The sequence below is a fragment of the Chitinophaga sp. genome (genome assembly GCF_039596155.1).
GTDB lineage: Bacteria > Bacteroidota > Bacteroidia > Chitinophagales > Chitinophagaceae > Chitinophaga.
Genome location: NZ_JBCNKF010000013.1, coordinates 160,977 through 175,802, shown reverse-complemented (window position 1 = coordinate 175,802; position 14,826 = coordinate 160,977). Strand labels below are relative to the sequence as shown.

General features: G+C 46.0%; 11 protein-coding genes. 4 read left to right on the top strand and 7 right to left on the bottom strand.

Annotated features, from left to right (window positions below):
* Positions 1 to 114: 114 nt before the first annotated feature.
* Genes ABDW33_RS14675 through ABDW33_RS14660 form a run of 4 tightly spaced genes read left to right on the top strand, consistent with a single transcriptional unit; the run spans position 115 to position 7,123 of the window.
* Positions 115 to 3,666 carry a SusC/RagA family TonB-linked outer membrane protein gene (locus ABDW33_RS14675; protein WP_343690820.1) on the top strand — a complete coding sequence of 1,184 codons (3,552 nt, stop codon included), beginning with the start codon at positions 115 to 117 and terminating at the stop codon, positions 3,664 to 3,666.
* A gap of 10 nt (positions 3,667 to 3,676) precedes the next feature.
* Positions 3,677 to 5,038, top strand: coding sequence for a RagB/SusD family nutrient uptake outer membrane protein (locus ABDW33_RS14670; protein ID WP_343690819.1), 1,362 nt, complete (start codon positions 3,677 to 3,679; stop codon positions 5,036 to 5,038).
* A 2-nt stretch (positions 5,039 to 5,040) separates the two neighbouring features.
* Positions 5,041 to 5,976 carry a DUF1735 domain-containing protein gene (locus ABDW33_RS14665; protein ID WP_343690818.1) on the top strand — a complete coding sequence of 312 codons (936 nt, stop codon included), beginning with the start codon at positions 5,041 to 5,043 and terminating at the stop codon, positions 5,974 to 5,976.
* 13 nt (positions 5,977 to 5,989) lie between these two features.
* Positions 5,990 to 7,123, top strand: a complete 1,134-nt coding sequence (locus tag ABDW33_RS14660; protein WP_343690817.1) for a TlpA disulfide reductase family protein — start codon at positions 5,990 to 5,992, stop codon at positions 7,121 to 7,123.
* Positions 7,124 to 7,292: 169 nt separating this feature from the next.
* Here the strand turns inward: ABDW33_RS14660 and ABDW33_RS14655 are convergent, their stop codons facing one another.
* The 7 genes from ABDW33_RS14655 to ABDW33_RS14625 all read right to left on the bottom strand — a co-directional run bounded on the left by ABDW33_RS14655 (position 7,293) and on the right by ABDW33_RS14625 (position 14,812).
* Positions 7,293 to 8,210: an alpha/beta hydrolase gene (locus tag ABDW33_RS14655; RefSeq protein WP_343690816.1), complete on the bottom strand. Its 918-nt coding sequence runs from the start codon at positions 8,208 to 8,210 to the stop codon at positions 7,293 to 7,295.
* A 16-nt stretch (positions 8,211 to 8,226) separates the two neighbouring features.
* Positions 8,227 to 9,108, bottom strand: coding sequence for an NmrA family NAD(P)-binding protein (locus ABDW33_RS14650; RefSeq protein ID WP_343690815.1), 882 nt, complete (start codon positions 9,106 to 9,108; stop codon positions 8,227 to 8,229).
* A 74-nt stretch (positions 9,109 to 9,182) separates the two neighbouring features.
* The gene (locus ABDW33_RS14645) at positions 9,183 to 9,743 is read right to left on the bottom strand and encodes a Crp/Fnr family transcriptional regulator (RefSeq protein WP_343690814.1); all 561 of its coding nucleotides are present in this window, start codon (positions 9,741 to 9,743) and stop codon (positions 9,183 to 9,185) included.
* A 258-nt stretch (positions 9,744 to 10,001) separates the two neighbouring features.
* On the bottom strand, positions 10,002 to 10,838 hold the full coding sequence (locus ABDW33_RS14640; protein WP_343690813.1) for a hypothetical protein: 837 nt from the start codon (positions 10,836 to 10,838) through the stop codon (positions 10,002 to 10,004).
* Positions 10,839 to 10,866: 28 nt separating this feature from the next.
* A complete protein-coding gene (locus ABDW33_RS14635; RefSeq protein ID WP_343690812.1) occupies positions 10,867 to 11,100 on the bottom strand; it encodes a hypothetical protein in 234 nt (77 codons plus the stop codon).
* Between the two features lie 590 nt (positions 11,101 to 11,690).
* Positions 11,691 to 11,915 (bottom strand): hypothetical protein, encoded by a 225-nt coding sequence (locus ABDW33_RS14630; RefSeq protein ID WP_343690811.1) that lies wholly within the window; start codon positions 11,913 to 11,915, stop codon positions 11,691 to 11,693.
* Between the two features lie 446 nt (positions 11,916 to 12,361).
* Entirely contained in the window at positions 12,362 to 14,812 is a 2,451-nt protein-coding gene (locus ABDW33_RS14625; protein WP_343690810.1) for a TonB-dependent receptor, read from the bottom strand.
* Positions 14,813 to 14,826: the final 14 nt, after the last annotated feature.

Genomic DNA, 14,826 nt, shown 5'->3' with positions numbered 1-14,826 from the left:
ATGAAAAAAACTGCAACGTGTAGTTGGAGTAGGGTTTACTATGCACCTATAGCAGCCCCACTTGTCTCTTTTATTCCTGTACCCATCCGGCTACCTGCACAAATAGCTAGAATAATGAAGATGTTCGTAATATTCCTCTTCGCCGCTACGTTTTCAGCGTATGGTCATGGAACCGCACAAACCATTACCTTCTCCGGTCGGCACCTCGATCTGAAGCAGGTTTTTTCTGCCATTGAGCAACAAACAGGCTATGTCGTTTTTTACAGGCAGGACCAGCTGAAACATACCAAACCGCTGAGTCTACAGGTGTCTGATATGCCACTGAAAGAATTTCTGGATACCGTATTGTCTCAACAGCAATTGGATTTCCGGATCAGCGATAAAACCATTATCCTCCTTCCGCAGGCACCTCACGCTCCCGAAAAGGCTGTGTGGCAACTGCTCCCCGCAGAGGCCCCTCCTATCAACATCCTTGTCATGGATGACGATGGCCACCCCTTACAAGGTGCCAACGTGAGCATCAAAGACAAAAAAGAATTTGCTGTGACTGATGTATTAGGTACCTGCAAAATTAAAGCAGATGATGGTGATGAGATCGTGATCACCTACGTCGGACAGGAAAAACGTACGATCCAGGTCACGAAAGCCATCCTGAAAAACGGAACAGTAGTCGCCGTGCTACAACCTTCCACGACCAAACTGGGAAGTGTGGAAGTGGTGGTGAATACAGGCTACCAGCGCATTCGCCCGGAACAAAGTACGGGCGCAGTGTCGCAGATCAGTACCAGAGAATATGAATCCCGGATCAGCACCAATTTCCTGGATGGATTGGTGAACAGGATGCCGGGCCTGATGATCAACAACAATGTGAGCTTTACCAGCACCGATGGTAATGGTAATACCAGCTCAAGAAGCCTGTTCAATATCCGTGGGATCTCTACCATGTCTGCCAATCAGAATCCGCTGATCGTGATTGACGGTTATCCAACAGAACTGACGATGGATATGATCGATCCCAATGAAATCAAATCTGTCACCATCCTTAAAGATGCTGCTGCCGCCACTATCTATGGCGTCAGGGCATCGAACGGGGTGATCGTGATTGAACGCAAGCAGGCGAAAGCCGGCAGGCCCCGCTTCTCCTTTCGGGCGACGGCAGGCATTACCCCTAAACCCGATTTTAGCCGGTATAAATGGGAAGATAACCCGTCAGCAGTGGTATCAGGCTATGAACGGGATTTTTATAAAAGCAGTATCAACGCCGGTACATGGAGCCAGTTAATCAACAGAAGTTCTTTTTCAGGCGTTGCTTACTCTCCCCTGTATTATATCATGGCACAACAGGCAGCTGGCGTCATTACGCCTTACCAGGCAGAAAAGAGTTTTCAGGCACTGGCAAATTATGATAATACAAATGATTATAGCAAGCTGTTTTTAAGATCATCACAGACGCAGACCTATAGCCTGGATATTTCCGGAGGAAACCCGGGCGCCCTCTATTATATCACGGCGAACTATACCGGCAACCGCGGGAATACCATCAAAAATAATAATAACAGGTTTTCGCTTTCCGGCAGAACGACAATCAAACTTACAGAAAAGCTCTCCCTGGAGCTGACCACCGATTACCAGGAACAACGTGCCAACAGTGCGCCCGTACCTGATATCTATTCAGTATATCCTTTCGAGCACTTTAAAGATGAAAATGGCAACCCGGCCGCCATTGCGAGCGGGTCAGGTGGTAATCCCTATTACAATACCGCACTGTTATCCTGGGGTCTGCAGGATAACCTCGCTTACCCACTCATTGACGTGAATGAAATAAGTGACAAGGCACATACTGTCAATAATCGCATTACCGCAAAATTTAACTACGCCATCGGCTGGGGATTTGATCTCTCTTTCGGAGGTATCTATGAAACTTCCCGCTCTGACCTCCGCCACTATGCTTCAGAAAAATCGTCTGAAGCCAAACAATATGTGAATAGCTACATCACCCTGAATGCGGATGGTACATTAAAGTATAATATTCCCAACGGCGGGTTTCTAAGACAGGAAACAGACAACACCTCCAGCTATACCGCCCGTGTGCAGCTGAATTACAATAAAAAATTCGGAGAACAACATACCATTAATGGTATCCTGGGAACAGAGATCAGAAGTGTCCTGGATAAGCGCAATCTCGCTTCCTATTTTGGTTATAATGATGAAACGCTTTTTCAGCAACCGGTTAACATAGCTGATATGGTAAATGGTACTATCACCGGCGCCTATATCAATACCAGGAGTATTCGTAATAACTATAGTTATTTCTTTGACCAGGGATATGCAGAGAACAGGTACCTGTCCGGCTATGCCAATATAGTATACGCTTACAGGAACACGTACTCACTTACCGGGAGTATTCGCATTGACCAGTCCAACCTGTTTGGGACCAACCCGAAATATAAATATAAACCGCTTTGGTCTTTAGGTGCTGCCTGGAATATTCATAATGAAAAATTCATGCAGGACATTACCTGGATCAGGCAATTAAAACTCCGTGTTGCAGATGGATTCAACGGCAATGTGGCTAAAATGTCTCTTCCACAGGCGATTGCCACCACCGTGCTAAATGGTTATACATCCCCCACCAGTGCAGCACTTACGAAACTATCCTATGCCAACAGCAGCTTACGCTGGGAGCAAACGCACAACATCAATATTGGTTTAGATTATACACTTATCAAAAACATCTCAGGCAGTATTGATTACTATAGAAAAACCAGCACAGACCTGTTGGGCAATGCGCAGATAGACCCTACGATCGGGGTAAGTCCGACGTTGATCAATACCGCCTCTATCCGGAATAAAGGAATAGAAGTAAGTCTGCATGCCGATTGGATCGCTACCCAAAAAGTAAACTGGAATACGGGACTTGTATTATCCAGAAACATCAGCGAGGTAACAGATGTGTACCAGACAGGAGAATATTCACCGCAACGGCTCAATAGTCTTGGCTATGTGAAGGGCTATCCCGTAGGTGCGATGTTTGCCTACCGATATGCCGGGCTTGACAGCGCAGGGATACCACTGATTAAAAACACAAAAGGGACAGTCTACCATACCAACGATAGCAGGACCGGTTCTGCTACCAGTGTGCTGATGACGAGCGATACTTCCGGTGTGACGCGTTATGCAGGCCCCTCTCTACCCACCATCAATGCTGGGTTAAGCAATCGCGTGGACATTGGCAACTTTTATCTCTACTGTCTGATCAGTTATTATGGAGGATTTAAAACAAGGGTGCCTCGTCCGAATCCGGCCACATTGCGTCCGCAGAAAGGGGCAGGTAGCTATTGGAAACAACCAGGTGATGAGCATAATACGGATGTGATGTCACTGGCAGGATTCAGCAGTTACAATGCGCTGAGTGCTTACAATTATGCAGATGCTTATGTCGTAAACGGAGCTTATATCACCTTATCAGATCTCACGCTATCCTACAGTTTAGACAATTATGCGGTGATCAGGCAGGCAGGCTTCACTCACTTTGAAGTAAAGCTGCAGGCCTCTAACCTCTGGACCAAAGGATTTAATGATTACAATTATAGTGCAGCCACCGGCACTTATCAGAAATCCTATATCACGCCAACATATACCGTTGGCATTTTTACCAACTTCTAAATCGTATACAGTGAAAAGATATCTATATAGCCTGGTGTTATGCTGCGCACTCGGTGCCTGCGACCGGTACCTCGATATAACACCGAAAGGAGCCACTTTATTGACGACAACTACAGATTACGACCAGTGGCTGAATGATCCGTCGCTTGCCGAAGCGGTAGGAGCACCTTACTGTGACCTGAATTTCCTGGGAGACAATATTGATATACAGAACGTTCCCACTCCGGCTATTCAACCGACTCACCTGGTATATACATGGGCACAACAGTATTCGCTGGTGCTGAATGTTTCCCCGACATTCTGGGGCTACCATTATGCCACCATCAATAAATATAATACGGTACTGGCCGGGATAGATCAGGCAACAGGCGGGACTAACAGTCAGCGAAGAAGTCTGAAAGCAGAAGCATTGCTGGGGCGTGCGTATGAATACTTCTACCTTGTCAATGAATATGGAAACGAATATGATTCGGCAACGGCCAATACAGACCTCGCTGTTCCCTTCGTGACATCGAATGATGTGAGTCAGCAGGTACCGGGCAGAAGTACCATCGCCGTCATCTACCAGCACATCATCGAAGATGTGACAACTGCACTCCCCGACTTGCCCACGGATAACAGCACCAACCGTCTTCGCGGCTCTACTGCCGCCGCTTACAGTGTACTGGCAAGGGTATATTTTTATGCCAGGGATTATGTTAATGCAGGTAAATATGCCACACTGGCATTGCAGCACACAAAGGCCGTAATGCTGGACTTCAATGGCACACTGCCTGCCAGTGCTGTATTATCAATTCAGCAGGATGTTATCTATGGCAGACTTGCAGTAGGCTATATTCCTGCTACGTTGGATCTGATGCGTTCCTTTGAACCCGGCGACCTGCGGGTGAAATTACTCTACTACAGCAGCGATGGGTACACCTATACCGTAAGAGGGGCTACTAACCTGGTTCCGGCATTCGTCACCCCCAGCTTACAATACACAAATACCGGCACCTCCGTACAGGAAATGAAACTGATCATAGCCGAAGCTGCCGCACGAAGCAATGACCTGACAACCGCCTTGCAGCAGGTCAATGATATTCGTAAGAACAGGTTTCCAGCGGCCACCTACCAGCCCGTAGCATCAGCAGAACAAGCAGCAGTGCTGGATGCAGTACTGCAGGAAAGAAATCATGAATTGCCATTTTCTGGTTTACGCTGGTTTGATATGCGCCGGCTGGATAAAGAGAACAGGATGCAAACAGTGTATAGGTATGATGCGCAGGGCAACGTGATCGCGACCCTGCCACCACACAGCCCGCGGTATACATTGCAGATTCCCGCACAGGTATTGAGTTTTAATCCGGACATGCCACAAAACCCTTATTGATCATGCGACACTTACTTTATACTATTTCAATTTGCATCGCCTTTACGGCTTGTACCAAAGAAAAAGAAACATCTGCTGCATTGCCGGATGGCAGTGTCAGCTTTCAGTTGAATACAAATGCAGATACGCTGGAGGTACCAGTCTCTATTCTGAAAGATTCTACGATCGTACTGGGTATACAGGCCACGTTGTCCGCAAAGGCTGCTGATGCGGTACACCGGGTAAAATTTGCCATAGATACGACTGCTATCAGCAGTTACCAGGAAGCATATGGAAAGGCCTTGTTGTTACCATCCAATTGCTACTTCTTTTATAAAACGACAACGCAGATCGCTGCCGGCGCTACGCTGTCAGATTCTGCCGAACTCAATATCAACCAGCAGACACAGTTGAAACCATATACAACATATGTACTGCCCGTCATTATACAGTCTGTAGATGGAAATACAGAAGGTGCCGGCACGGATAAGGTTTGCTATTATGTATTCAAAACGGGACCAGCGGGAGCTATCAGCAAAGGAGGCTGGAGTATTACCGCCTATTCTTCTGCCAGTGGGTCCAATCTGCCCACGAAGCTGATAGACGATAACGAACTCACCACCTATTGGACTACCAATATTACGCAGACGATGCCGCAATGGGTGATTATCAACTTCGGTAGCGACCTTACTTTCTCCGCCGTAAATTATTATTTACCTACTGTGCTGAAGTATCCTACGCTGGGCGGCTATCCAACATCTGTAAAAATTGAAACCAGCATGGATGGCACTACCTGGGATGTGAAAGGGACCTATGAAGGGAATATTGCAAACAATATGCAAACATTGCATACGGGCATCACTACAGCGAGGTATCTCCGGTTTACTGTTTTGTCTTCCGTCATCTATAGTTCAACATACAACATTGTGTCTATCAGCGGTATCAAACTACTACCATAAAAATCAATCATACATGAAATTAACATCTTTACTGCTAGCAGCAAGCTGTCTGCCAATGAGCCTGCTGGCGCAAAAAAGTTTTATCATTAAAGGAAAGACAGGTACGCTGAATGCGCCGGCAAAGGCTTACCTGCGTTATTCCGAAGGCGATATCAAAGTAGTGGATTCGGCAACTTTGAGAAAAGGCAACTTTACCTTTAAGGGATCGCTCAAAACTCCTGTTCATGCGGTGATCATCCTTCGTCATGACACGGCCGCGCTGGATCCCGAAAAATACACAGACAATCTTGGTTTTTACCTGGAGAATTCAGTCATTACAATTATCAGCAGCGATTCTATATCTCATGCAATCGTAAAAGGTTCTGCCACAAATGATGATGATGCGGCACTTACAGCCTTACAAAAACCGTACAAAAAGGTAGCGGATTCCATCATGGCAATTTATTGGAAGCGTACGGCGCAGGAGCGGAAAGATAGCGTATGGCTAAGTACGATCAGACCTATCATGGAAAAGACTGAAAACGGGTACAATGCAGATAGCCGTGCATTTATTGCGGGGCATACGAATTCTTACGCAGCCCTGGTAGCTTTCCGGCAGTTTGAACTGGGGTATAATTTCAACCCGGATACCGCCCTTGCAAAGTTTAAAAAATTCTCAGCCAGTCTGCGGGAAAGCGCATTAGGGAAAAAGTGTGCGGATATTATTACAACCGGACAGCATACAAATATAGGCGTCATCGCGCAGGATTTTTCTCAGAACGATACGACGGGAAAGCCGGTTAAGTTATCCGACTTCAGAGGAAAATATGTCCTGGTAGACTTCTGGGCCAGCTGGTGTAAGCCATGCAGGGCAGAGAATCCGAACTTATTGAAGGCGTATAATAAATACAAGGATAAGAACTTTACAATTCTGGGGGTATCGCTGGATGATGAGCAGACAAAAAGGGCATGGACAGGTGCGGTGCAAAAAGATGGTATGCCCTGGACGCAGGTATCGGACCTGAAAGGATTTGAGAGTGCAGCAGCAAAGTTGTATGGAGTGACGGCGATTCCATCTAACTTTTTGATAGACCCGTCAGGAAAGATTGTAGCGAGGAACCTGCGTGGAGCGGACCTGGAGAAGAAGCTGGAGGAGCTGGCGTTGTAGTCATAAAATTTAAGAAGGTGTATCAAAAGTTGGATACACCTTCTTTTTATTCGGGCAATGGTCATTTAAACAGACTTCAGGACGTCCGTTTACTTTTGATACATCCCCGCCAGATTGCGGGATCGCCGGGAATAAGTTCAGCAATGCCTTATCATTGGAATGCCCTATCTTAATTGATGCGCTTTGTCAGGAAATCAACGATGATTGTAGTCACCGCTACCGGGTTTTCTTCGAACATATAATGTCCGGTTGAAGCCAGTTGGACCAACTCATACTTCTCTGCAATTTGCGGTAAAGAATATTGATAATAACCATAGGAGACATTGCTGGCGATACCTAATACCGGCATGTTAAGTGGCTGATAGCTGGCGGCATGCGCTATATCTTCGTTAAACGCCTGGTACCAGGCATTGGACGCGCGTATCCGGTCAGGCTGATCGTACACCGCTGCGTAAATTTCCCTTTCAAATGCTGACATTTTTGAATCATCTGTCATCACATAATGAAAGAGCCAGTCGAGCAGATAGCGGTACCGTCCTGCCAGTAATTTTTCAGGGAGAGCTTTCACCTGGTTAAACCCCATCCACCACGTATATGGACGCTGGTGATCAATTTTCTCCTGAAAGGTTCCCGGAGCAGGCATAAGTGACATTTGCATCATGCCTTTATCCGGATGTAGACCATCTGCAAGGATCAATCGTTCCACTACGTCGGGGTAATTAAATGCCAGGCTGGATGCTACCATACCTCCGATATCATGCCCGATTACGTTTACCTTTCCGGGGCCCAGTTGTCTTATTAACCCGTAGATGTCCGTTGCCATGGTTCTCTTATCATAGCCTGATATTGGCGTGGCGGAACTGCCCATACCGCGTATATCGACGACGATCACCCTGAAATGTTTTGCTAGTTCGGGGGCTACCCGGTGAAAGGAATACCAGGTTTGCGGCCACCCGGGAAGGCAGATTAATATGGGACCATGGCCACCGTCTACATAATGTAACTGCGTTCCGTTAACGTGTGCCTGGTGGTTGGTAAAACCGTCCCAATGTTTAATTAATTGTTCATCTTTATAGATGTCCTGCATAAAAACCTGTTTAACGTTATTTTAAAGCATCTTCAACTGACTGCCAGGAAAGCGGGTAGCGATCGTTATCCAGTGTAGCATGGTGAGCGGAAAACATACTATACAGATACTGCATCTGCTGCCAGGAAGGATATAATTCATGTTCACCTTGCGGCTGTTCTTCACGTACTTTCTTTATATACAATGCGAAATCTTCCACTGTACCTTGTTCGGTAAGCTGAAAGTCTTTTCCAAATAATCTTTTACTGATGGCTACAAGTTCGCGGGGACTCACCTGCCCGCCGGCGATGCGCAGATAGCGTGGGGTAGCATTGTCCAAAGCAGCCGCCGCCGTGTAAGCAGCAGTGTCATCCAATGTAGTGAAATCGATCTTCCAGTCTAATTTACCTGTATAATAGGCAATCTGCTGGTCGTTGGTATTCAGTAGTGGGATGCCATATTTAAGCACGTGGGTAAATGCACCGTTAAAAATGGAGGTTGCCTGAATGTTACGCTCATCTATGATGGATTGAAACGTTTTACGCAGGTCAAAATTCCTGTTTGCACCTACCTGCAACTGAGTATAGTCAGTGCAGAAATCTGATGGGATAAAGCGGGGTACACCGGCGGCTATGGCTGCTTGCAGCAACTGTGATTGTCCGGTAACGATCACATCGTGCAGGCCGGCCAGTGTAGAGACTACACACGATACGCCATCACAGGCAGCAGTAAGAGACCTGAGGTCGGAAAGTTCAGTTTCAATGGTGGTAACGCCGATTTTCCTAAGGTGTGCCTTCGTAGTCTCTTTACTAGCGGCACGAACAATAGCCCGCACCGTTGCACCTCTATTGAGCAGTTCCATGCAGAGCTTCCCGCCTAATTCTCCGGTAGCGCCTGCAACTAAGATCACATGATTCATAAGATGGTTTCATTTTGACTCCAAAACTAGGGGCCAGATGAATACCAGAATCTACCAAATGGTAGTTAATCATATCAGCGCAGGTTTTTGCGGATGCGGCTCAAAGCATTTGGGGTGATGCCTAAATAGGAGGCTAGCTGGCGGACGGAGATAAGTTGCATGAAGCCTGGCTTCTTAAGGAACTCCAGGTAGCGCTCTTCTACCGTGAGGGTTTGAAAACGGATGATTTCATCAATCATGCGGATCGCCATTGCTTCCCATGTTTTGCGGCCGAATTCCTGCCAGATAGGGAACTGTTGATAGAGGTATTCCATGTCTCGTTTGCTGATGCAATAGAGCGTTGCTGCTTCTACGGCTTCGATGTTGAACCGGGTGGGGCGTTCGGGGTTCAGGCTGGAGATCTCGGTAAAGAACTCATTGGGTTGAACGATCCAGGCAGTCAGTTCGTGGTCGTTGTCGTAAAAGAAACGTAAGGCACCGCTTTCGAGGTAATAATAGTGATCGGCAATTTGTCCGCGCTTAAGTAATAGTTGTCCTTTATTGAGGGTGGTGAGGTGGAAATAAGCGGTTATTTCATCGAGTTCATGAGATGAAATGAAGATGGTGGATTGAATAAAGGAGCGGAGAGCCTGCATTGGAATGAATATGAATTTGGGTAAAATGGCTTAAGTATACGTCTTTTTTTGCATTGTAATATACAGTTATCTGTTCTCGTCCACAATGGTTTTTTGAGGTGAAAAATAGAACTCAATTTTTTGGCTCATTACAGTCATCCCCTTCTAGCCGGGGTTCATGCATCATCAGGAATTGCATCCAACGTGGAAAATACAGCCATAACAAAGGCTAAAAAAAGGTCATGCCTGCTTTCTAACAGGCATGACCCTTTACTGTAGTTATTTATTATAGATGGGGCTTCTCTTCAGCATATAGAACAATGCATCATGATACGACCCTTCATTACTAAAAAGGGCAACGCGCCTGTTCGAAAATATTTTCCCGTTCTGGTTATTGAATATACCTACTGTTACCTCATTCTCATATTGGTTTTCCACGGTAGTGTTATTGATGTTACTGTTTTCCTTTTTATTATTATCATACTTGGTGGTACTGCTGTTGTAAGAGTTAACACTTCCCTTTACGCTGCGCGATAAAGTTCCCTGCAATACAAATTCGGCACCTAACACCCGGCAAAGTTCATCGTAAGTATATCCCTTAATAGTATTGCCATCAATACCTTTTCTGTATAACAGTGCGTTGGTGGTATTGGGATCCTGAAATTTATATTGTCCGTTTCGCTTGCTAAGGTACACATAAGTATCGTTCTGCAGCTTCTCTCCTTTTTCAATCACCTGCTGCAGAGGTTCGTTAACGGAAATATATTTAAACGGCAGAATAGCCACTAAACCAGCTTCAATAGGTCGGCCGGTTTCAGCAGGTTCCTTAACCCCGTTGCCGGCAGGCGTGTTCACTACTTCCACTCTTCCACTGGCAAAGGTAATTTTATTGATATCTGCCTTTTTCAGTTCATACACAAGTGTTTCACCGGTATGAATAAACTTAATGGTGTTAGGCTGTATTTCAGTGATCTTACCATGCTTTTCTTCTCCACTCAGCATGAGCACTACATCCTCCTTAGCAGAAGATGGTTTCCCGGTTTGCGCTTTCAAAATAGAAAAGCAGCTCAGTAACATTAACAAAACAGTTCCTGAAAATTTCAATGTTCTAGTCATGATAAAAATATTAGGTTTTCAAATTGTTTTATTTTTTCTCCATTTTAACTCTTTGCTGTTCTGCTGCTGCGCCGATTTCACGTTTATCTGCCACATCTTTCTTATCACTCTTATTAAAGCGGTAAGTAAACACCAGCTTTAATACCTGAGATTGCCATTGCCCCCTTATGTTGATGTCGATGTTCTGATAACGGCTCGTGGCATTATACCTGTTCCACCCGAATATATCGGATGCACTCAGGCGGAATGGTCTCCTGTTCACCCAGAATATCTTTTTGTACGCCGGCATGCAGCGTACCAATGGGCTGTACCAGGAAAGTACCGGTCAATGCTCCGCGACGACCAGATACCCATAAACTGAAAGGCCCAACCGTTTTTCACCTTCACCTGCTGCATAAGCTGACCGGTAAAAACGCCGGCTTTCAACTGAAAGGGTTCATTGTTGATGGAACCGGAAAGGGTTCATACTACGATAATCCGGCCTTTCTATCCTGCGGCTGTAGGACAATAACACTTTACTTTGCTTATCCACATCATTGGCCAGGAAAGCAATGGGGAAAAGCTGCAGGTTTGCGCTGCACGAAGTCCTACCTGAACTCCCATTGGCCGAGCTTATGCCGGAGATTCAAATAGGCGGCATTAATATTTTCTTTATATAGAAAATGGTTACTCCGGGAATCATTCTTTATCCATTTATTATTTACACCATCGTAATACTGTGTATTGTTGTGAGTATTTACATAAGACGTTTTCACCCCTGCTTCCAGGGATGTATTTTAAGAAAACGGATGAGTATAATCCGCTTTCAGGCTATAGATATTAATTTCCCCCGGCAGATCGGCCAGGAATAACTTAGGGGGGTGCTGCTTCAGTACTGTCGGGTTTATAATAATGATTGTCAAATTGCTGCTTGCTGGTACTATTACATGATAAATAATCAGCATTAATCAGCAATTCATGCTTATCTGCACCGAACATACGTTTCAGGCTAACATTCGCTTCCATATTTTCCCATTTACCCTTTGTGGTAGCTGGTGCGTCTACCCTGGTGGTGGTAACGCCTTCACCGGCTTTCAATAGTTTATTTTGATACTAAATGATTCTGAGGGATTATGAAACCCACCAATTGCTACACCTATGGTAGTTTTAGCACTGGCATAATAATCTAATCCTACTTTTGCTGTAACATTTTTTCCTGTCGTTTTGGTGTAAGTATGCTGGTCATAAATACTTGTGATTTCCTTTCCATCCGTATTCCGAAAGTTACGGATAATATAATAATCTTCAAAACGCCTCCGGTAACTGTAACCGGCATTACCATAAAAATTGATATGCTTGTTACTATAATTAAAATTGAGGTTCTGCGTGGTACCAGGGTATCTTCCATGTAAAGCCGTAAGGGTAAGGTTACCATTAAATCCTCCGGTCTTCAGCTTCTTTCTTTTAATATTAATCGCCCCGTTACCCTCCGCATCATAAAATACCGGGGCCTTGTCTTTATACTGAAAAACGAAAAAACAGACTTACTTGCTTTCATTCATCTTCACCCTGTCTTTTTCCGGGGAAGCGGATTTTTCCTGGCTTCGGTCTTCCACCTTAAGACCACTGCGGAATCGATAGGTAACTACAAACCGCAGGGCTTGTGTTTGCCATTTCGTAAGGGCGTAGATATCCACCAACTGATAACGGCTGGTAGCTTCGTACTTGGTCCAGCGGAAAAGATCCACTCCTGTGAGTCGCAGCGTCAGCATTTTCTTCATCAGATCTTTCTGCAGGCCCACTCCCATCACGCCCATCGGCTGCTGAATAAAGGTGCCATCAATAGCCCGGGAAGTGTATTGCCCTGCCAGCTCCACCATCCAGTTGCCGGGGAGCTTGATCTGCTGACGCAGTTGTCCGGAAAAGGTATTGGCCTGGAGTGAAAATGGCTCGTTATTTATACTGCCTTTGTATTTGTTGTTGTTATATTCCAGGTACAAAATAGTAGTGAGATTATCACTTAGCGGAATCTGCGCACTCGTGTTAATGCCGGCCACCCTTCTTGTGCTGATATTCTCGGGGCGGATAAAGGTTTCATTGCTGGAGGCCCGCTGCTGCACCACTTCCTGGATCACGTCTGAGGTTTTGTTATACAGCAGCGTAGTGGTAAGCGCTCCATCCATGAAAATATGGCTCAGCTCAAAGTTATTGCTGTACTGCGGTTTCAGATATGGATTACCTTCTTCGTACGTATACTGATCCAGGTAGAACCGGAATGGGTTCAGGCTTTTATAATCCGGCCGCTCAATGCGCCTGCTGTAGCTGACGCTGAGTTTATTCTGCTTGTCCAGCGAATAGGCTGCTAATGCGGAGGGAAACCACTGCAGTGCATTGCGGGTAAAAGATTTGTCGCCATTGATCTGCGTACCGGAAATATCCATATGCTCTGCACGCACCCCTACCTGCCACTCAAACCTATCACCGGCGCCGTTGAAGTTCAGGTAGCCCGCCAGTACTTTTTCCTTATACAGGAAATGATTGCTGAGGGAATCGCTGCGTACCCATCTACCGCTTTGCTGCAGGTAATACTGCGCATTATTGTCGGTGCTTACATCACTGTATTTTGCGCCGGCTTCCACTTTAACAGTGCGGCTCAAAGGCTGGGTATAATCCGCTTTGAAGGTGTAAATCCGAATGTTGCCGGGCATATCTGCCATAAACAGCGATGGCGATTCTATCGGATTGTTGTTACCATCATAGTAAGTGTTGTTAAAATGCTGCACGCTGGTGGTCGTGTATTTCATGTAGCTTCCATCCAGGGATATAGCATGACCGGAAGAATCGAAATTATGCTTCAGGGAGATGTTTGCCTCTCCATTATTCCACTTGCCATCCATATCAGCGGGTGCAATCACCATGGTTTGCACCTTACCGTCAGGGCTCTTCAACAAAGTTCTGTTATCTGTTTGTGTAGACGACGGATTGCGGAATCCGCTACCTGCTATAGACAGCGTAGTATTTCCGGAGAGATAAAAATCTATGCCCAGCTTAGCATTCAGGCTTTTATTCAGGTTCCTTGTATAAGAGCGCTGGTCGTAAACTGTTTTGATCTCATCAGGTGTGATGCGGAAATTCCGGAGGATGTATACGTCTTCAAATCCTTTCCTGTAAGCATATCCGGCATTACCGAACAGGTTGATATATTTATTGCGGTAGTTAAACGTCAGCTGCTGCGTTGTGCCCGGATATCGCCCCTGCAGGTATGCGAGGGCAATGCTTCCGTTGAAGCCGCTGGCAACGTTCTTCTTCGTGCGGATGTTGATTACACCGTTTCCAGCGGCGTCGTATTTGGCTGAGGGGTTGGAAATTATCTCCACCTGGTCTACCTGGCTGGCCTGCATGTTGCGCAGTATGGCCGATAGGTCGGCACCAGTTACATAGGTATCCCGGCCATCAATAAATACTTTTACACCTTGCTTACCACGGATAGACAGGTTCCCCTGCTTATCCACGGTTACACCGGGCGATTTCTCCAAAACATCCATAGCAGAGCCTCCTGAGGCAGATACCATCGTTTCTACATTCACCACCGTTCTGTCGGCAAACTGTTCGATAATAGGACGCTTAGACGTCACCGTTACAGCAGATAACGATTTTGAAGAAAGAGTGAGTATCGTTGCAGGCAGTGTCTGCGTTGCGCTGTTCAGATTCAGTGAAAGCCACTGCGGCTGGAAGCTGATACTGGTGATGGCCACAAGGTAATTTCCAAAAGGGAGTTGTTCGAAGGAATACAGTCCTGCTGTATCCGACAATGCAGCTTTCACCAGTGTAGAATCCGCGGCCTTGCGCAGCACCACCGTAGCGGCTATGACAGGCTGCCCCGTTACATCTTTTACATAACCGGTAACTTTACCGGTTGCATCCTGCGATCTGACGGAAATAGCAACAACAACGAGCAATAGGGTGAATATTGTTGTGAATAGGGTCTTCATCATTTCTTTTATTGAGA